This is a genomic window from Rhizobium sp. CRRU65 (genome assembly GCF_048551595.1).
GTDB lineage: Bacteria > Pseudomonadota > Alphaproteobacteria > Rhizobiales > Rhizobiaceae > Rhizobium > Rhizobium leguminosarum_J.
Window position 1 is genome coordinate 269,921 of sequence record NZ_JBLYZH010000003.1, and the last position, 18,974, is coordinate 288,894.

General features: G+C 61.0%; 20 protein-coding genes. 6 read left to right on the forward strand and 14 right to left on the reverse strand.

From position 1 onward, the window contains the following. Window positions 1-15 precede the first annotated feature (15 nt). From ACM5SV_RS07555 to ACM5SV_RS07570, 4 genes are all read left to right on the forward strand, one after another. Complete coding sequence (locus tag ACM5SV_RS07555; RefSeq protein ID WP_128406551.1) at window positions 16-1,443, forward strand: ammonium transporter; 1,428 nt, start codon at window positions 16-18, stop codon at window positions 1,441-1,443. 250 nt (window positions 1,444-1,693) lie between these two features. Then, window positions 1,694-4,387 (forward strand): FtsK/SpoIIIE family DNA translocase, encoded by a 2,694-nt coding sequence (locus ACM5SV_RS07560; protein ID WP_017995458.1) that lies wholly within the window; start codon window positions 1,694-1,696, stop codon window positions 4,385-4,387. A 139-nt stretch (window positions 4,388-4,526) separates the two neighbouring features. Further along, window positions 4,527-5,195 carry an outer membrane lipoprotein carrier protein LolA gene (locus ACM5SV_RS07565; protein WP_012759384.1) on the forward strand — a complete coding sequence of 223 codons (669 nt, stop codon included), beginning with the start codon at window positions 4,527-4,529 and terminating at the stop codon, window positions 5,193-5,195. Window positions 5,196-5,446: 251 nt separating this feature from the next. Continuing rightward, window positions 5,447-6,250, forward strand: a complete 804-nt coding sequence (locus ACM5SV_RS07570; protein WP_026157502.1) for an exodeoxyribonuclease III — start codon at window positions 5,447-5,449, stop codon at window positions 6,248-6,250. 49 nt (window positions 6,251-6,299) lie between these two features. On the opposite strand, the gene ACM5SV_RS07575 is transcribed toward ACM5SV_RS07570, so the two are convergent. Both ACM5SV_RS07575 and ACM5SV_RS07580 read right to left on the reverse strand, forming a co-directional pair. Beyond that, window positions 6,300-6,755 carry a cyclic nucleotide-binding domain-containing protein gene (locus tag ACM5SV_RS07575; RefSeq protein ID WP_222014618.1) on the reverse strand — a complete coding sequence of 152 codons (456 nt, stop codon included), beginning with the start codon at window positions 6,753-6,755 and terminating at the stop codon, window positions 6,300-6,302. A 114-nt stretch (window positions 6,756-6,869) separates the two neighbouring features. After that, on the reverse strand, window positions 6,870-7,553 hold the full coding sequence (locus ACM5SV_RS07580; RefSeq protein ID WP_017995455.1) for a response regulator transcription factor: 684 nt from the start codon (window positions 7,551-7,553) through the stop codon (window positions 6,870-6,872). Window positions 7,554-7,720: 167 nt separating this feature from the next. Between ACM5SV_RS07580 and ACM5SV_RS07585 the strand changes: the two genes are divergently transcribed. Further along, window positions 7,721-8,242, forward strand: a complete 522-nt coding sequence (locus tag ACM5SV_RS07585; protein ID WP_222014616.1) for a L,D-transpeptidase family protein — start codon at window positions 7,721-7,723, stop codon at window positions 8,240-8,242. Window positions 8,243-8,373: 131 nt separating this feature from the next. Continuing rightward, entirely contained in the window at window positions 8,374-9,204 is an 831-nt protein-coding gene (locus ACM5SV_RS07590) for an aldo/keto reductase (protein WP_017995453.1), read from the forward strand. An 86-nt stretch (window positions 9,205-9,290) separates the two neighbouring features. On the opposite strand, the gene ACM5SV_RS07595 is transcribed toward ACM5SV_RS07590, so the two are convergent. From ACM5SV_RS07595 to ffh, 12 genes are all read right to left on the reverse strand, one after another. Beyond that, the gene (locus ACM5SV_RS07595; protein ID WP_017995452.1) at window positions 9,291-9,644 is read right to left on the reverse strand and encodes a hypothetical protein; all 354 of its coding nucleotides are present in this window, start codon (window positions 9,642-9,644) and stop codon (window positions 9,291-9,293) included. A 421-nt stretch (window positions 9,645-10,065) separates the two neighbouring features. Continuing rightward, a complete protein-coding gene (leuC, locus tag ACM5SV_RS07600; protein ID WP_003543674.1) occupies window positions 10,066-11,475 on the reverse strand; it encodes a 3-isopropylmalate dehydratase large subunit in 1,410 nt (469 codons plus the stop codon). Window positions 11,476-11,775: 300 nt separating this feature from the next. After that, window positions 11,776-12,129, reverse strand: coding sequence for a hypothetical protein (locus ACM5SV_RS07605; protein ID WP_012759377.1), 354 nt, complete (start codon window positions 12,127-12,129; stop codon window positions 11,776-11,778). Further along, a complete protein-coding gene (locus ACM5SV_RS07610; RefSeq protein WP_222004276.1) occupies window positions 12,126-12,488 on the reverse strand; it encodes a hypothetical protein in 363 nt (120 codons plus the stop codon). The genes ACM5SV_RS07605 and ACM5SV_RS07610 overlap by 4 nt, the downstream gene beginning before the upstream one ends. 71 nt (window positions 12,489-12,559) lie before the next feature. After that, window positions 12,560-13,372: an amino acid ABC transporter permease gene (locus tag ACM5SV_RS07615; protein WP_012759375.1), complete on the reverse strand. Its 813-nt coding sequence runs from the start codon at window positions 13,370-13,372 to the stop codon at window positions 12,560-12,562. Between the two features lie 16 nt (window positions 13,373-13,388). Further along, on the reverse strand, window positions 13,389-14,186 hold the full coding sequence (locus tag ACM5SV_RS07620; protein ID WP_222014614.1) for a transporter substrate-binding domain-containing protein: 798 nt from the start codon (window positions 14,184-14,186) through the stop codon (window positions 13,389-13,391). A 144-nt stretch (window positions 14,187-14,330) separates the two neighbouring features. Next, the gene (gene rplS, locus ACM5SV_RS07625; RefSeq protein WP_222014612.1) at window positions 14,331-14,873 is read right to left on the reverse strand and encodes a 50S ribosomal protein L19; all 543 of its coding nucleotides are present in this window, start codon (window positions 14,871-14,873) and stop codon (window positions 14,331-14,333) included. 286 nt (window positions 14,874-15,159) lie between these two features. Beyond that, complete coding sequence (gene trmD / locus ACM5SV_RS07630) at window positions 15,160-15,891, reverse strand: tRNA (guanosine(37)-N1)-methyltransferase TrmD (protein WP_026157501.1); 732 nt, start codon at window positions 15,889-15,891, stop codon at window positions 15,160-15,162. Then, on the reverse strand, window positions 15,891-16,460 hold the full coding sequence (gene rimM / locus ACM5SV_RS07635; RefSeq protein WP_012759372.1) for a ribosome maturation factor RimM: 570 nt from the start codon (window positions 16,458-16,460) through the stop codon (window positions 15,891-15,893). Before rimM ends, trmD begins: the two co-directional genes overlap by 1 nt. A 113-nt stretch (window positions 16,461-16,573) precedes the next feature. Next, window positions 16,574-16,945, reverse strand: a complete 372-nt coding sequence (gene rpsP / locus ACM5SV_RS07640) for a 30S ribosomal protein S16 (RefSeq protein WP_003543667.1) — start codon at window positions 16,943-16,945, stop codon at window positions 16,574-16,576. 49 nt (window positions 16,946-16,994) lie between these two features. Beyond that, the gene (locus ACM5SV_RS07645; RefSeq protein ID WP_003543666.1) at window positions 16,995-17,315 is read right to left on the reverse strand and encodes a chorismate mutase; all 321 of its coding nucleotides are present in this window, start codon (window positions 17,313-17,315) and stop codon (window positions 16,995-16,997) included. 16 nt (window positions 17,316-17,331) lie between these two features. Next, a complete protein-coding gene (ffh, locus tag ACM5SV_RS07650; RefSeq protein ID WP_017995448.1) occupies window positions 17,332-18,918 on the reverse strand; it encodes a signal recognition particle protein in 1,587 nt (528 codons plus the stop codon). Between the last annotated feature and the right edge of the window lie 56 nt (window positions 18,919-18,974).

Sequence of the window (18,974 nt, forward strand, 5' to 3'; positions counted from 1 at the left end):
AAGGAGCTTTTTCCAATGTCAATTTCGAAGTTTTCTTCCACCTTTGCGCGGCTTTGCGCAGCTTCGGCCGCCCTTCTGGCGCCGGCCGTCGCTTTTGCGCAGGAGGCTGCACCAGCTGCTGCCACCGCTGCTGCTCCTGCTTTCACCATGGACAAGGGTGACAATGCCTGGATGCTCGTCTCCTCGGCGCTCGTCCTTTTGATGACCATCCCCGGCCTTGCGCTTTTCTACGGCGGTCTCGTCCGCGCCAAGAACATGCTCTCGGTGCTGATGCAGGTATTCATGATCACCGCCGTCGTGGCGCTGATCTGGGTGACTTACGGCTATTCGCTCGCCTTCACCGACGGCGGCTCGCTGAACAGCTTCGTCGGCGGCTTCTCCAAGGCCTTCCTCGCCGGCGTCAACACGTCGTCGCTCGCTGAAACCTTCTCGAAGGGCGTCGCCATTCCGGAATACACCTTCATCGTATTCCAGATGACGTTTGCCTGCATCACGCCTGGCCTGATCGTCGGCGCATTCGCCGAACGCATCAAGTTCTCGGCCGTCATGCTCTTCGTCGTGCTCTGGGTCACCTTCATCTACTTCCCGATGGCACACATGGTCTGGTTCTGGGGCGGTCCGAGCTCCTACACCTCGCCGGCCGGACTGATCTTCTCCTATGGCGCAATCGACTTCGCCGGCGGCACGGTCGTTCACATCAATGCCGGTATTGCGGGCCTCGTCGGCGCCATCATGCTCGGCAAGCGCACGGGCTATAAGAAGGAAATCATGGCTCCGCACTCGATGACGCTGACCATGGTCGGCGCCTCGCTGCTCTGGGTCGGTTGGTTCGGCTTCAATGCCGGCTCCAACCTCGAAGCCAATTCCTACGCCTCGCTTGCCTTCATCAACACCTTCGTCGCCACGGCTGCCGCCGCTGTGTCCTGGTGCATCGTCGAAACCCTCACCCGCGGCAAGGCTTCCATGCTGGGTGGCGCTTCCGGCGCGGTTGCCGGTCTCGTCGCCATTACCCCGGCGGCAGGCTTTGCCGGCCCGATGGGCTCGATCGTTCTCGGCCTGATCGTCTCACCGGTCTGCTACTTCTTCGTCGACGTCGTGAAGAACAAGTTCAACTACGACGACAGCCTTGATGTCTTCGGCGTCCATTGCGTCGGCGGCATCATCGGCGCTCTCGGCACCGGTATCCTCGTCAACCCGGCGCTCGGCGGTGCAGGCATCGTCGATTATTCGACCGCCGATTTCGCAGCCTCCTATGCCGGCACGGCAACCCAGGTCTGGGCTCAGGCCAAGGGCGTGCTGACGACGCTGCTGTGGTCGGGTATCGGCTCGGCGATCCTCTACAAGATCGTCGACGTCGTCATCGGCCTGCGTGTCACCGTCGAAGCCGAGCGCGAAGGTCTCGACCTCTCGACCCACGGCGAAGCCGCTTACCACTCTTCCTGATCACAGGGTTTGCGGCGCCCGGCAGAAGGGCGCCGCTTCACGGCCCGTCGCGGCCTATCTAACCATAGACCGCATTTGGCCCGGACCTTCCAAGGTTCGGGCTTTTTTCATTTCCCGGTCTAGAATTGTCGTCCAGCCATGCATGGTTAACATCGCTTTAACCCGGCTCTGATTAGGTAGAGTGGACGCATTTTGGCACGGCGAAGCTTCAGCGATTCGCGTGTCCTCAGGCATTGGACGGGTTAGACACATGGCAAGAAGCACGTCGCCGGCAATGGATGGCCGTCCGGATCGGTTCTCCTTCTCGGCATTCATGCTGCGGCAGATCCAGGCGCTCATCGGCTTTGCGATCTTTCTGCTGCTGGCGTTCTGCGTCGCGGCGCTGGCGACATGGAATGTTGCGGATCCGAGCTATTCCTATGCGACCGCTAACCTGCCGACGAATATTCTCGGTTACAGCGGGGCTGCCTTTGCCGATATCGTCATGCAGTTCCTCGGGCTTGCCAGCGTCGTTTCGATGCTGCCGATCGTCGCCTGGGCGCTGACGCTGATCTCGGGTCGCCGCTTCAGCCGTATTCCGGCCCGTGGCGGCGCCTGGTTGGCCGGTTCGGTGCTTTCCTGCGCCATCATCGGCTGCTTTCCGCCGCCGCTCACCTGGCCGATTCCGAACGGCATCGGCGGCGTCGTCGGCGACATGATCCTGCGTTTTCCCGCACTCTTCGTCGGCGCTTATCCCACAGGCACCTTCGCCATGGTCGTCGGCTGCATCTTTGCCGCGCCGACCGCCTGGATGATGCTCTTTGCCTCCGGCCTGGTCGGCCGCAGCGACGCCGACGAGGAGGTCGAGGAGGAGTACGTCGATACGCGCAGTAGCAAGGCCCGCGTCGTCGGAGACGAGGACGAGGAGGAGGACGAATCCCGCTGGGTCGCTCTCAGCGGTGCCGTGACGCATGCTTGGTATATGAGCCAGGGCCGACTGCGCCGGCTCTTCGGCATGGGGCCGCGCAAGCGGCGCCAGGGCGATTACGAATCCCCTTATGATTTCAACGATGACGAGTTCGGCACGCTGAACGAACCCGTGCGCGCCAAGGCGCCGACCGCTCGCGGCGAGCGCATGGAACCGTCGATGGAGCCATCGATGGGAGCAAGGACGGCTTCGCCGCGGCGCGTCGTTTCCGCGCCGTCGCTGTCCATCGATGACGACGACGATAATGACGACGACCTGCCCTTCGATACCGATATGCCGCCGCGCCCGGCCGATATCCTGCCCGACGACGATGACGAGGACTGGATGATCCGCGCGCCGGCAAAGGCCGCCGGCAAGCCGGAACCGCGCGTCATCCCCGTGGTCGCACGTCCGAAGCCCAGCGCCCGCATCGAGCGGGAGGCGCAAGGCTCGTTCATCCGTCCCGAGGGTTTCCAGCTTCCGTCGATGCATCTGCTCGCCGAACCAAAGAATGTCGTGCGCGACTCCACGCTTTCGGCCGATGCGCTGGAGCAGAACGCCCGCATGCTCGAAGGCGTGCTCGAAGATTTCGGCGTCAAGGGCGAGATCATCCATGTCCGCCCCGGCCCGGTCGTCACGCTCTACGAACTGGAGCCGGCACCCGGGATCAAGTCGTCGCGCGTCATCGGCCTTGCCGACGATATCGCCCGCTCGATGAGCGCCATTGCCGCCCGCGTCGCCGTCGTGCCCGGCCGCAACGCGATCGGCATCGAATTACCGAACCAGACGCGCGAGACCGTCTATCTGCGTGAACTCATCGCCTCGAGGGATTTCGAGGGCAGCAAGGCGAAGCTCGCCATGGCGCTCGGCAAGACGATCGGCGGCGAAGCCGTCATCGCCGACCTCGCCAAGATGCCGCATCTGCTCGTCGCCGGCACCACCGGCTCCGGCAAGTCGGTCGCGATCAACACGATGATCCTGTCGCTGCTCTACCGCATGACGCCGGAACAGTGCCGGCTGATCATGATCGATCCGAAGATGCTCGAACTCTCCGTCTATGACGGCATCCCGCACCTGCTTTCGCCCGTCGTCACCGATCCGAAGAAGGCCGTCGTCGCGCTCAAATGGACCGTGCGCGAGATGGAAGAGCGCTACAAGAAGATGTCGAAGATCGGCGTGCGCAACATCGACGGCTTCAACACCCGCGTCGAGCAGGCGCTGTCGAAGGGCGAGGCGATCTCGCGTACGGTGCAGACCGGATTCGACCGCCACACCGGCGAAGCGATGTACGAGACCGAAGAATTCGATCTGCGGCCGATGCCCTATATCGTCGTGATCATCGACGAGATGGCCGACCTGATGATGGTCGCCGGCAAAGACATCGAAGGCGCCGTCCAGCGTTTGGCGCAGATGGCCCGTGCCGCCGGCATACATGTGATCATGGCGACACAGCGTCCGTCGGTCGACGTCATCACCGGCACGATCAAGGCGAACTTCCCGACCCGCATCTCCTTCCAGGTGACCTCGAAGATCGACAGCCGCACCATCCTTGGCGAACAGGGCGCCGAGCAGCTGCTGGGCATGGGTGACATGCTCTACATGGCGGGCGGCGGGCGTATCCAGCGCGTGCACGGCCCGTTCGTTTCGGATGTCGAGGTGGAAGAGATCGTCTCCTACCTGAAGACCCAGGGCTCGCCGCAATATCTCGACGCGATCACCGCCGATGATGACGAGGATGGCGATTACGGCGGCGGCGGCGGCCCGGCCGGCACGTCCAATCTTTCCGAATCGGAAGATCCCTACGACCAGGCGGTCGCCATCGTGCTGCGCGACGGCAAGGCATCGACATCCTACGTCCAGCGCCGCCTCGGCATCGGCTACAACCGCGCTGCCTCGCTCGTCGAGCGCATGGAGAAGGAGGGCATCATAGGACCGGCCAACCATGCCGGCAAACGCGAGATCCTCGTTCCCACAGAAGGCGACATCCTCGACCGCTGACAGAACAGGCATATATTTCCAATACAGCCGCTTTTGCGGAAACCTGATAGCGCCGAAGCCGTTACCTCTCGCAGGCCGATCGCAACGCCTTGAAGACGCCGCCTTTCGGCAGCATGCAGATCGCATAAAGGAGATTTAGATGAGTCACTCCGATACCTTCCTCTCCGGCCTGACGGTAACGCGCCGCGACCTTCTCGGCGCCTTTGCCGTCGCTGCGATAGCGAGCGCCATTCCCCTTGGTGCTTATGCGCAGGCGGCAGCTCCCGCCTCCGGCACGGCGCAGGCGATCGCCGATCATTTTTCCGGCGTCACGACGATGCAGGGCGAATTCGTGCAGTTCGGCCCGCGCGGCGAACAGACCGGCGGCAAGTTCTTCATCCAGCGCCCCGGCAAGCTGCGCTTCAACTATGACGATCCGTCGCCGATGCGGGTGATCGCCGACGGCAAGAACGTCGCCATCGGCAATATGAAGCTCAAAACCTGGGATCTCTATCCGCTGTCCAAGACCCCGCTCAGCCTGCTCCTCGCGCAGCATATCGATCTGTCGGCGGGCATGGTGAAGGGCGTGAAGGAAGAGTCTGACCTGACGACGATCGCGCTCGGCAACAATACGGTGTTTGGAAACTCCACCATTACCATGATGTTCGACCCGAAGACTTACGACTTGCGTCAGTGGACGATCACCGACAATCAGGGCAAGGACACCTCGGTGATGATCTTCAATGTCAAAACCGGCATGCAGTTCGAGGATCGCGTCTTCCGCGTGCCCTATGAGACCATTCCAGGCACGCCGCAGTCGCGCGACTGAGAGCTTTTCGGTTGATCGCCGGCCGCTTTTACCAGATCCGGATGTTTTCAGGCCGATTGGCTTGAAAACATCCGGATCTCAATCAACGATTTGAGCATGATGTCGTCCGAAAACCGCTCACACTTTTCGGCATCATGCTCGTGGCTGGTTCCCTCGCGTCCGCCTTTGTTTTAAAGCCCTTCATGAAAGCGCGTCGCGTCGAGCTGCGGTTCGGCCGGCATGCAGGCATTGGACGCGAGAGGGTATGGGGCATGGGTTTTTCGATCACCACCTGGAACATCAATTCGGTGCGGCTGCGCATGCCGATCGTCGAGCAGCTCGTTCTCAAGCACAGGCCCGATATTCTCTGCCTGCAGGAAACCAAGGTGACGAACGACCTGTTTCCGGCGGCACCGCTCAGGGCTTTGGGCTACAATCACATCATCATCCATGGCCAGAAGGGTTATCATGGCGTGGCGATCGCCTCGCGCATTCCGTTGACCGAGGATCACCGGCAGGATTATTGCGGCATCGGCGATGCGCGTCACATCTCGGCGATCTTCGAGCGCGGCAATCGTCGGGTTCGGCTGCATAATTTCTATGTCCCGGCCGGCGGCGACGAGCCGGATCGCACGATCAATCCGAAATTCGGCCACAAGCTCGATTTCATCGAAGAGATGAAGCTGCTGAAAGCCAATGGCGAGGCCAACACTTCAGCCATCCTCGTCGGTGACCTCAACATCGCGCCGCTGGAGCATGACGTCTGGTCGCACAAGCAGCTTCTGAAGATCGTCAGCCATACGCCTGTCGAAACCGAGGGGCTGCTCGAGGTGATGAAGCGCGGCGCCTGGCTCGATCTCATGCGTCAGCATGTGCCTGAAAACGAGAAACTCTACACCTGGTGGAGCTACCGCGCCAAGGATTGGGAGGCCGCCGACCGCGGCCGCCGTCTCGACCATATCTGGTCGTCGTCGGATCTCGGGCCGCATCTCAAGCGAATCGAAATCCTGAAAGAGGCGCGCGGCTGGGACCGGCCCTCCGACCACGTACCGGTGACGGCGCATTTCGATTTCTAGGGCGATTCGGTCCAGCTTTTTGTAAAGGGCAGAAGCGCTCTAACTGGGGTCAGTTGAAGCGATAGAATTGACTTGCGGCCTTTGCCGCGAGTTCGGCGAGATTGTCGCGGATGCGGTTCTCGATCAGCCGGGCTGCGTCCGGATATTCTTCGATCAGCCGGTGGAAGAGGGCGCGGGTGATGCGGATGATGCTGGTGTCCTCGCGCGCTACCGCGGTGAACTTGCGCTCCACCAGGGTTACCAGCGCCAGCTCGGAAACCAGGGTTCCGGGACCGGCGATCCCCTCTGTCCTCTGCATGCCGTCGCTGCTCGTCGCGCTCAGCTCCAGGCTGCCGCTGAGGATGACATAGGCACTCTCGGCGGGTGAGCCCTGGCGAAACAGCATCTGGCCGGCAGCGATCATGCGCCGGTCGGCGCCAAAGGCGATCAACCGCAGCTGATCCTCGTTCATGTCCGTGAACAGAGGAAGCTGCGCGAGCATGTGGATGTCGTCGGTCAGCGCCATGCGGGCTTTTCGCCTTAGAGCAATTCCAGCAGAAGTGCGTCGCAGTCTGCGTTCGGAATTGCATGAAAACAAAGAGATAGGCATTTCCGTGATTCGGAGAAAAACGGAACTGCTCTAGGGTATGATCTTGTAGCCGCCGTTTTCCGTGACGAGGATTTCGGCATTGGAGGGATCTCGCTCGATTTTCTGGCGCAGGCGATAAACGTGGGTTTCCAGCGTATGCGTCGTTACGCCGGAATTATAGCCCCAGACCTCTTCGAGCAGCACGTCGCGGGTGACGACCTTCTGTTCGGCGCGGTAGAGATAGCGGATGATCGCCGCTTCCTTTTCCGTCAGTCGGATCTTCTGGCCGTTATCGGTGGTCAGGAGCTTCTGGCTGGGCTTGAAGAGGTAAGGGCCGACGGTAAAGGTCGCGTCCTCGCTCTGCTCATGCTGGCGCAGCTGCACGCGGATGCGGGCGAGCAGCACGGCGAAGCGGAAGGGCTTGGTGACATAGTCGTTGGCGCCGGCTTCGAGGCCGAGGATCGTGTCGGAATCGGTATCGTGGCCAGTCAGCATGATGATCGGCGCCTTGAAACCGCCCTTGCGCAGCAGCTTCACTGCCTCGCGGCCGTCCATATCGGGCAGGCCGACATCCATGATCAGCAGATCGATCGGCGTCGCGCGGGCGGTCGCGACACCTTTGCCGGCGTTGGCTTCCTGCAGAACCGTGAATTCCTCATACAGCGACAATTGCTCCGTCAGCGTCTGCCGAAGGTCATCGTCGTCATCCACCAGAAGAATGGTGCGTGCGGTCATGCCGTTTGCGTCCTCATGTTAAGTCCCCTAGTCCTACGCCAAATTCCTGGTTTGGCAAGGATCGGGCAGCGGGCTGTTGCCGGGTCGGTTTCGATATGATTTCAATCGAAGCCCCAGACAAGGCACGACATGCGAGAAAAATGGAAAAAGCAAGGCAGAGGCGGGGTATGACGCTGTCGATGATGGTGGTGCGTGCTGCGCCGGGGCGCAAGAATCGGGCGATCGTCCGGCTCGGCGCCATCACCGTGCCCGCTGCGATCGGCCGCTCCGGCCGCACAGTGATGAAACGCGAGGGCGACGGCGCCACGCCGATCGCCTCGATGAGGCTGATATCAGGCTTCCGGCGCGGTGAGCGGAATGGCCGGCTCGTCACTCCGCTTTCCATCCGCCGCATCCGCCCCGACATGCTCTGGTGCGATCAGTCCGACAGTGCCAGCTACAACCGCCTCGTCCGGGCGCCGTTTTGCGCAAGTCATGAGGAAATGCGGCGCAGCGACGGGCTCTACGATATCTGCCTGGTGATGGACTGGAACATCTCCTCGCGTGCGCGCAATCGCGGCTCGGCGATCTTCTTCCATCTCATCAGGCCAGACTACGAGCCGACGGCGGGGTGCGTGGCGGTGAGCCTGCGCGACATGCGCCGCCTGCTGCCTCACCTTCGAAAGGGAACGATTGTCCGCATCGTCTGATTGTCTTCCGGATGCGGTCGCCTATATGCTGTCGGTGACCGAACGCTCCGGCTGAAATGCGTTCAGGGACGTCCGCAAGCGCGGGCGCAATTCATGCCTCGTCCAATTCTTCAAACTCCCGGAGATATATTGTGACCGCTCAACCCATCATCACTTTCCATGACGGACATTCCATTCCGCAAGTCGGCCTCGGCGTCTGGCAGACGCCGCAGGATATTGCCGCTCCCACCGTGCGCACGGCGATCGCCGCCGGCTATCGTCATATCGATACGGCTTCCGGCTACGACAACGAAGAGGGTGTCGGCGAAGGCATCCGCTCTTCCGGCCTCGACCGCAAAGACATCTTCGTCACCACCAAACTCAGGAATACCGATCAAGGCTATGACAATACGCTGCGTGCATTCGAGGGCAGCCTGAAGAAGCTCGGTTCCGAGTACGTCGACCTCTACCTCATTCACTGGCCGTCGCCGCATCGCGGCCTCTATACAGAGACCTGGAAGGCTTTCGCCCGAATCCGGGAAGAGGGTCGTGCCCGTTCGATCGGCGTGTCGAATTTCAATCCCGAACATCTCGAGCGTATCATCGGCGAGACCGGCGTCGTTCCCGTCATCAACCAGATCGAGCTGCATCCCGATTTCCAGCAGAAGGTGGCGCAGGAGGCTCATCAGAAGCTGAATATCGCCACCGAATCCTGGAGCCCGCTCGGCCAAGGTAAGTTCATCTCGAACGCCGATATCGGTCAGATCGCCAAAAAACATCAGAAGACGCCGGCTCAGGTGATCATTCGCTGGCACATCGATACCGGCCTCGTCGTCATCCCGAAATCGGTGACGCCGTCGCGCATCGAGGAGAACTTCCAGGTGTTCGACTTCAAGCTCGATGCCGACGACATGGCCGCGATCGCCAAACTCGACAGCGCCGGTGCCCGCATGGGACCGGATCCGATAACGGCGACCTTCTGATCGTCGTCTCAATCATTGCCAAGGCAATCAACGGCCGCCTCGGGAGAGATTACCCGCGGCGGCCTTTGTATGACGGGCCTGCCGCTTCAATAATTACATTTGGACGAGCCGTTGGTCGGGGTAAAACCGAAGTTGCAGGCATTGTTCAGGCGCTGCGGACGCCCGATCGAACCGGTATAATCGTCCGAAGCGAAGGCGCGCGAGGGATACCAATAGCCATTCGAGCTCTTGATATAGCCGGGCCGGGCGCTGCTATAGCCACGATAGCCATTGAGAGACGGTGCCTTGTTTTGCGCGACCTGTTGCCACAAGCCGGAAGAGACCGTGATCGGCGGTGCTGCCGGATGGATCGGCGCAGCCGCGGCGGCATCGATCGATGCCAGCGATACGAACAGGCCCAGGATGGTTTGCGGCAGGCGTCCTGCCATTTTTTGTCTCATGGCTATTCTCCCAGATCACACAACGCGGAACTTTGCTCCTGCATGATTCCTCAAATCGGAATCGATTTAAGGATGAAATTATGCAGCAATCCAAAGTGTTACAGCGTCCTTTGCGCGTCCGAAAAGACGCGCGCGCTGTAGCGCCGCCAGGCCAATGATCGCCGAAACCGGCAATGGACGCCCGAAAGCGTGTCTGTCGAAAGTCGCGCGAGATGCGTCTGAAAGCGCCATCTCGATGAAGCCACAGGCACCCTCCGATGTCGATTGCCCGAACGGGTGAAATCGAGAACGCGGGTCATTCACTGACGAGCCCATGGGAGCATTATCCACCAGGTGCCGAAGGCACGGGGTGCCATAAATGCGAAGCCCACCGATGCGCAGGGGCATCGGTGGGCTTTTGATTGTTATCCGTTTCGACGGATCAGTTCCACTCGCGGATATCGACGAAGTGCCCGGCGATCGCGGCTGCAGCGGCCATTGCCGGCGAGACGAGGTGCGTGCGGCCCTTGAAGCCCTGACGGCCCTCGAAGTTGCGGTTTGAGGTCGAAGCGCAGCGTTCGCCCGGCTTCAGACGGTCGTCGTTCATCGCAAGGCACATGGAGCAGCCCGGTTCGCGCCAGTCGAAACCGGCGGCCTTGAAGATCTTGTCGAGGCCTTCGGCTTCCGCCTGTTCCTTGACGAGGCCGGAACCCGGCACGATCATCGCGTCGACGGTTGAGGCAACCGTCTTGCCTTCGACGACCTTGGCGACTTCGCGCAGATCTTCGATGCGGCCGTTGGTGCAGGAGCCGATGAAGACGCGGTCAAGCGTGATGTCGGTCATCTTCGTGCCCGGCTTCAGGCCCATATAGTCGAGCGCGCGCCACTTGGAGGTGCGCTTGGTTTCATCCTGGATGTCATCCGGGTTCGGAACGATGCCCTGGACGGAGATGACATCCTCGGGCGAGGAGCCCCAGGAAACGATCGGCGGCAGGCTGGCGGCGTCGAGGACGACGACGCGGTCGTAATGAGCGCCCTCGTCGGTCTGCAGCGTCTTCCAGTAGGCGATCGCCTGTTCCAGCGCCTCGCCCTTCGGCGCGCGCGGCTTGCCCTTGATGTATTCGAAGGTCTTTTCGTCCGGGGCGATCAGGCCGGCGCGGGCGCCGCCCTCGATCGTCATGTTGCAGACGGTCATGCGGCCTTCCATCGACAGCGCGCGGATCGCTTCACCGGCAAATTCGATGACGTGGCCGGTGCCGCCGGCCGTGCCGATCTCGCCGATGATGGCAAGGATGATGTCCTTGGCGGTGACGTGCGGCGGAAGCAGGCCGTCGACCCGCACCAGCATGTTCTTGGCCTTCTTCTGGATCAGCGTCTGGGTCGCCAGCACATGCTCGACCTCGGAGGTGCCGATGCCGTGCGCCAGCGCCCCGAAGGCGCCATGCGTCGAGGTGTGGCTGTCGCCGCAGACGATGGTCATGCCGGGCAGGGTGAAGCCCTGTTCCGGACCGACGATGTGGACTATGCCCTGGCGCTTGTCGCTTGCCGAATAATATTCGACGCCGAATTCGGCGGCGTTGGTGGCCAGCGCTTCCACCTGGATGCGGCTTTCCTCGTTCTTGATGCCGAGATGGCGGTCGGGCGAGGTCGGAACGTTGTGGTCGACGACGGCGAGCGTCTTTTCCGGCGCGCGAACCTTGCGGCCGGTCATGCGCAGGCCTTCGAAAGCCTGCGGCGAGGTGACTTCGTGGACCAGGTGGCGGTCGATGTAGAGAAGACAGGTGCCGTCCGGCTGTTCGTCGACCAGATGATCGTCCCAGATCTTGTCGTAGAGGGTACGCGGTGCGCTCATGGCGTTAAGTCCGTTTTTCTGAAGCTTTTGGAAAATCGAGAATGGCAGATCAGGCTCCGCCGGCCGTCATTCGATCAACGAAGTCGGCTGTTGAGCGCACCAGACACACACGCAAAAAACCGCGCCGGCAGGCGATAGTGATCCTGCAGCACGAAAATATGCGCACCAATGCATCTGAACTTGGATTCCATGGCCTGCATATACCAACTTTCCGCCGCCTGGGCAATGTTCTGCCAAAAGCCCTATGGGGTCAGCAAAAAGCGGTTATAAGGTCGAATATCCCTTGGGTGAAGCCGCTGCTCAATTCCAGCTACAGCTCAGTTCGTCTTGAAAGCAACTATAGCCGACATTGCCCGCCAAGCAGCGTAGGAGTGATCGATAAGATCCCGGGCCTAAGGTACGGCAGTAGCCAAATGATTTTTCTGAGACGATCGCCCAGTGCTCAGCGAGCTTCTTCTTTGCGTCAGCTTCATCCTGAAGGCACTTGTTAGTCTCGACATTCTTTTCATCGGCGTTCAGCATCTTTGAGGTTAGCCGGACACAGAACGAGCCGTCATATTCAGGCAACTCTGCCGCTTGCAGAGAATTCGATGTTGCAACAACGGGTACCAAAAGAAGCGACGCGACCGAAAATTCCAAGAGTGATATTCTCATAGCGTTTTTCCGCGACAGGTCAGCTTTCCCGAATAGCATTTTTCGCCGACAGCCAGCGAAAGACAGCCCATAAGCTGCTGATATGATTTCGTTTCGTTCTTGGTTCCTTTGTATTTCATACAGATTTTGATGTCATCGTCGGTGACCAGGAACCAATGTTTCTGCAATTGCTCCTTGAAGCGATTTTCGAAATTATTGCATTGCATATAGGCAAGGAAACGCTGGGCGGGCTTGATCGGATGTTGCGATACTTCTTCGCAGTAACCCTGGAAGACGGGCAGTTCGGCAGCCTTGGTCGAAAATGATATCGTGCTGATAAGAACAAAGACCGCCAAGAAAAGGGAGATGGGCGCTGTCATTCAAAAATGCTCCAAGATTTTTGCAACCTAAAAATTGCTCTTGGGGAAATGCAAGTAAAAAGTTGATGCATTCACCGCGACTTCATCCATTTCTCCGTCCGCCGGAGGGCCAGCGACAGGCCGATCGTCAGGATCAGATAGATATAGGTGACGATCGAATAGGTCTCGAAGAAGCGAAAAGAGCCGGCGGCATAGACCTTGCCCATCTGGGTGATGTCGGCGACGCCGAGCACGGAGACGAGCGAGCTGTCCTTCACCATCGAGACGAAATCGTTGGAGAGCGGCGGGAAGATCACCCGGATCGCCTGCGGGAAGACGACGGAGCGAAAGCGCCGGTAGCGCGACAGGCCAAGCGCCTTGGCCGCCTCGATCTGGCCGAGATCGACCGACTGGAAACCGGCCCGGAAGATTTCGGCGATGAAGGAGGAATAACCGACCGTCAGCGCGATGATCGCTCGCCACATCAGCGACAGGTCGCGCACCAGGATGGGCTCGGCCATGCCGGATGTCACCAGCGGCGAAATCAGGAAATTATAGGCTGCGACCAGAGCCGGCGCGCCGACGAAGGCGACGTAGAACAGCAGCACGAGGATCGGTATGCCGCGGATGATCTCGATGTAGAATCGCGCAATCTGACGCAGCACCTGGCTGTCGGCCATGCCGAGCAGGCAGATGCCGAGGCCGAGCACGGTGGCGAGCACGAAGGCGACCAGCGTGACGAAGACGGTGACGCCGACACCGTTGACGACGGTGCGGAAGACCTGGGCGTATATATCGTTGGCGACGATGACGACGGCAAGGACGATGCCGATCGTGACGAGGGCGACCAGCCACCAGGGATAGTCGTCCTTGACGTGTCTGTCGGGCGATGGTCGCAAGGCCATCAGCGGCTGCTCGGCGTCATTCGCCCATCTTGTAGTCGAGGAACCACTTCTTGTTCAGCCCATCCAGCGTGCCGTCGGCGTTGAGTGCGGCGATGGCGGCATTGACAGGGGCGACGAGGTCGGACCCTTTCGGGAAAATGAAGCCGAAATCTTCGGTGCCGAGCGGTTCGCCGATCAGCTTCAGGGCGCCGTTCGAGGCATCGACATAACCCTTGCCGGCGGTGCCGTCGGTCAGCACGACGTCGACATCGCCGGCCTTCAAGGCCTGGACGGTGGCGCCGAAGGTTTCGAAGAGCTTGATACGCGGGTTCTGCTCGTTGCCATCAAGCACTTCATAAACGGCGGTGTAGAAGGGCGTGGTGCCGGGCTGCGCGCCGACCAGGCCGTCCTTGAATTCGCCGAAGGACTTGGCATCGGTGAAGCGCTTCTCGTCGCCACGCACCAGCATGAACTGCTGCGAGCGCATATAGGGATCGGAGAAATCCACCTTTTGCTTGCGGTCTTCCTTGATGGTGATGCCGGTCATGCCGATGTTGTACTGGCCGTCGGAAACTGCCTGGATCATCGCGTCCCAGCTGGTGTTCTGGTATTCGACCTTGAAATTCAGCCGCTTGGCGATCTCGTTCATCGCATCATATTCCCAGCCGATCGCCTTGCCGGATTTCGGATCGACGAATTGCAGCGGCGGATAGGCATTCTCGGTGACGACGACGACGCTCTTGCCGCCGAGATCGGGCAGCTCGGCCGCCGATGCGGCGAGGGGTAGAAGAGCAAGGGCGGCGAAGCTCGCAAGAACGGTACGACGAAACAACATTGAACGGTTCCCCAAATTGAACGGCAAAAACTGTCACGGAAGATAGGCCCGAGGCAAGGCCGCCCACTGCGTGCCCGCGCAAAAAATAGAAAAGGCGACCCGAAGGCCGCCTTTCCAAGCAAAGAATTTTGCGTGGCGCAGATCTTATTCCGCTGCAGCGGCGGCTGCTTCTGCGGCGGCCTTTTCAGCAGCGGCCTTGGCTTCCGCAGCTTCTGCTGCTGCCCTCTCGGCGGCGAGCGCCTGAGCTGCTGCAACCTTTTCAGCTTCGATGCGTGCCTTTTCCTCGGCAATGGCGGCGCGCTCGGCGTCGTTGAGCTTGCGGGCGCGGACGCCGGTGTCTTCAACAATACGGGCAGACTTGCCGCGACGGTCGCGCAGGTAATAGAGCTTGGCGCGACGGACCTTACCGCGGCGAACGACGTCGACGCTTTCGATCATCGGCGAGTAGATCGGGAATACGCGCTCGACGCCTTCGCCGTAGGAGATCTTGCGGACCGTGAAGTTTTCCTGCAGGCCGCCGCCGGAGCGGGCGATGCAGACGCCTTCATAGGCCTGAACGCGGGTACGGGTGCCTTCCGTGACCTTCACGTTGACGCGGACGGTGTCGCCCGGGGAAAATTCCGGAAGCGTGCGCTTGGCTTCGATCTTGGCGGCCTGTTCGGCCTCAAGCTGCTGAATGATGTTCATCGTCTTAACCTTTGGTTCTTCTGAAACAGCCAGAGCGCTCAACACTGATCCTTCGGAACTGGCCTCAGGACTTTGCCCGTCAAGGGCGGGAGCGGATTCGCCATTCTTTGTTTGCTGGCAGACGGGGATAAACCCCATTTCCGCGTGCGCCAATACACGAAAGGCCAGGGCTTGTCATCCCTTGGACGGCATTTTTGTGAAAAGGGCTGCAAAATCAGCCGTTTTTCTCACTTTACAGCGCCGATCGTCTTTTCAGACGCACAAAGGACGCTGTAGCATTTTGAATCTACGCATCGCGCTTTCCGATATTCGATCCCGAGTTTCCGGCCGATGCACCAGCCTTTTCCAGCAGATCCGGCCGCCGCTCCCGCGTCAGCTGCACCGCTTCCTGATGCCGCCATTTTTCGATGGCGCCGTGGTTGCCCGAGGTGAGGATCGCGGGGATCTCCCGGCCTTCCCATTCCTGCGGCCGGGTATAATGCGGATGTTCCAGCAGTCCGCCTTCGAAACTTTCGTGCAGGCCGGAAAGATCGTTGCCCATGACACCGGGCAGGATGCGGATAATCGCATCGAGCACGATCAGCGCCGCCGGCTCGCCGCCTGATAGGACGTAGTCGCCGATCGAGACCTCTTCCAGCTCGCGCGCCTCGATCACCCGCTGGTCGATACCCTCGAAGCGGCCGCAGACGATGATGACGCCGTCGCCCGCCGCGAGCTCGCGCACACGCTCCTGCGTCAGCGGCCGGCCGCGCGGGCTCATCAGCAGTCGCGGGCGGGTATCGTTTTCTGAGGCGCTGTCGATCGCACGCGCAAGAACGTCGGCCTTCAGCACCATGCCGGCGCCGCCGCCTGCCGGGGTGTCGTCGACGGTGCGGTGTCTGTCGGTGGCGAAGTCGCGGATCTGCACCATGTCCAGCGACCATTGCCCCCGCTCCATCGCCTTGCCGGCGAGCGAGAAGCCCAGATGCCCCGGAAACATTTCCGGATAAAGTGTCAGCACGCTCGCCCGGAAAGCCATCACTTCTTCTTTTTCGGCTTGTCGGGAGTGAATTTCGAAAGCTCTTCGGGATCTTCGACCAGCCCCGCCGCCAGCGGATCGATCAGCAGCGTGCCGGCCTCGAGGTCGATCTCCAGTACCGAGGCTTCCGAGAAGGGGATCAGCACCGGGCGTTTGCCCGGACCTTTGAGTTCCAGCAGGTCGCCGGCGCCGAAATCGAACACGCCGGTGACCGTGCCATAGCTGACACCCTTGTCGTCACGCGCCTCGAGCCCCTCGAGGTCGGCGTAGTAGAACTCGTCGTCCTCCAGCTCCTCGTCCGGCAGGTTGTCCCGCTCGATATAGAGTTCAAGCCCGTTCAGAGCCTCGGCGGCATTGCGGTCGTTGACGCCGCGGAAACGGACGACGACGACATTCTTCATCTCGCGGATTTCGAGGACTTCGAAGCTGCGGCCGTCCATGCTGTGCAGATGGCCGTAGTCGCCAAGCGCGCCGGGATCGGCCGTATAGGCCTTGGCGCGCACCTCGCCCCGGAGGCCTTGCGCGCCACCGATCGTCGCCATCAGAACGGGGTTTTCAAGCTTGGTCATGGGTTCCTTCATGTGAAGCCGAAAGACAGGTTTCTCATAAACGAAGTGCAGGCGATTGGAAACGAAAACGGGCGGCATGTCGCCATGCCGCCCGCTCGAAGAGAATGTCGCGATTATTCCGCGGCGTCGGCAGCAGCAGCCGCAGCGTCGGCGACCTTCTGAGCCTTTTCGGCGGCGCGTTCCTGGGCGCGCTTGCCGGGCTTTGCCTTGACCGGGTTGTTCTTGACTTCGCGCTTGGCAACGCCGGCCTCATCGAGGAAGCGCAGAACGCGGTCGGTCGGCTGAGCGCCGTGTTCGATCCAATGCTTGATGCGCTCGGCGTTCAGCTGAACGCGCTTCTCATCGTCCTTGGCAAGCATCGGGTTCCAGGAACCGAGGTTTTCGAGGAAGCGGCCGTCACGCGGGCTGCGCGCATCGGCGAGAACGACGTGGTAATACGGGCGCTTCTTGGAACCACCGCGGGCGAGACGAATTTTCAGTGCCATGTTCTTTACTCCTTGGGCTTTTCTTGACCGCTATCTTGAGCGGTACGGGTTATCGGGCTGCAGCGCTCTGTTCAGCGTGATCCGCAGCGATCTGCTCATGATGCCGGATGACTTCCTTGATGACGAAGTTCAGAAACTTCTCAGCGAAATCCGGGTCCAGATTGGCGGCTTTCGCCAGCTGGCGAAGGCGTTCGATCTGGTATTCCTCGCGCGCCGGGTCGGCCGGCGGCAAATTGTATTTGGCCTTCAGCACGCCGACCTCTTTGGTGCAGCGGAAGCGTTCGGCCAGCATGTGCACGAGAGCGGCATCGATATTGTCGATCGACTGACGATAGCTCGCGAGCTGGGCTTTGACGTTTGGATCAATCATGGGGCAAGCGATCCTTTCACTTCTTCTTCGGCAATCCGGGCAATCCCGGGAAACCACCGCCAAGGCCCGGCAGCTTGGCGCCGCCGAGGCCCGACAAACCACCCGGCAGACCGCCGAGACCGGGCATGCCCCCACCCGGTTTTCCAAGCCCCGCCGCTTCCGCCTGCTTCTGCAAGGCCTCGAGCTGCCGGGGATCGATATTCGAGAGATCGGGCATGCCGCCACCCATGCCGCCCATGCCGCCGCCGAGCCCCATCTTGCCGGCAAGGCCGCCCATCATCTGTTTCATCATGCCGCCTTTGCCCTTGCCGCCCATCATCTTCATCATGTCCGCCATCTGGCGGTGCATCTTCAGAAGCTTGTTGATGGCGGCGGCATCGGTGCCGGAACCGGCGGCGATGCGCTTCTTGCGCGAATGCTTGAGCAGGTCGGGATTGGTGCGCTCGGCTTTGGTCATCGACTGGATGATGGCGATCTGGCGGCCGAAAAGCTTGTCGTCGAGGCCGGCTGCGGCCATCTTGTCCTTCATGCCGGCCATTCCGGGCATCATGCCCATGATGCCGCCCATGCCGCCCATCTTCTGCATCTGGCGCAGTTGGTCGGCGAGGTCATCGAGATCGAACTTGCCCTTGGCCATCTTGGCGGCCATGGCGGCTGCCTTCTCGGCGTCGATGTTTTCCGCCGCGCGCTCGACGAGCGAGACGATGTCGCCCATGCCGAGAATACGGTCGGCGATGCGGCGGGGATGGAATTCCTCCAGCTCGTTCATCTTCTCGCCGACGCCGATCAGCTTGATCGGCTTGCCGGTGACGGCACGCATCGAAAGAGCGGCACCGCCGCGGCCATCGCCGTCCATGCGGGTCAGCACCAGACCGGTGATGCCGACGCGTTCGTCGAAACTGCGGGCGAGGTTGACGGCGTCCTGACCTGTCAAACTGTCGGCGACCAACAGGATTTCATGCGGGTTCGAGCGCTTCTTGATGTCGGCCATCTCGACCATCAAGGGCTCGTCGATATGCGTACGGCCGGCGGTGTCGAGGATGACGACGTCATGGCCACCAAGCTTTGCGGCTTGAACGGCACGAGCAGCGATATCGGTCGGCGACTGGCCTGATATAATAGGCAGCGTGTCGATATTGGCCTGAGCGCCGAGCTGGCGAAGCTGCTCCTGCGCGGCCGGACGGCGCGTGTCGAGCGATGCCATCAGCACCTTCTTCTTCTCGCGCGTCGACAGGCGATGGGCGATCTTCGCCGACGTCGTCGTCTTGCCGGAGCCCTGCAGGCCGACCATCATGATGACTACAGGGGCAGCGGCATGAAGGTCGACGCCAACGCCTTCGCCGCCCAGCATCTCGATTAGTTCGTCATGCACGATCTTGACGACCATCTGGCCGGGCTTGATCGACTTCAGGATCTCGGCGCCGACGGCCTTTTCACGCACGCGGTCGGTGAAGGAACGCACGACGTCGAGCGCGACGTCGGCCTCCAGCAACGCACGGCGAACCTCACGCAGCGCTGCGGAAACATCGGCTTCCGAAAGCGCGCCACGGCCTGTCAGTCCATTCAGAATGGATCCAAGACGGTCCTGGAGGTTTTCAAACATCGGCTCTTCCTTGATACGTTTCGGGCGGGTTTGGATATGCCCGGAAACGTCGTGCT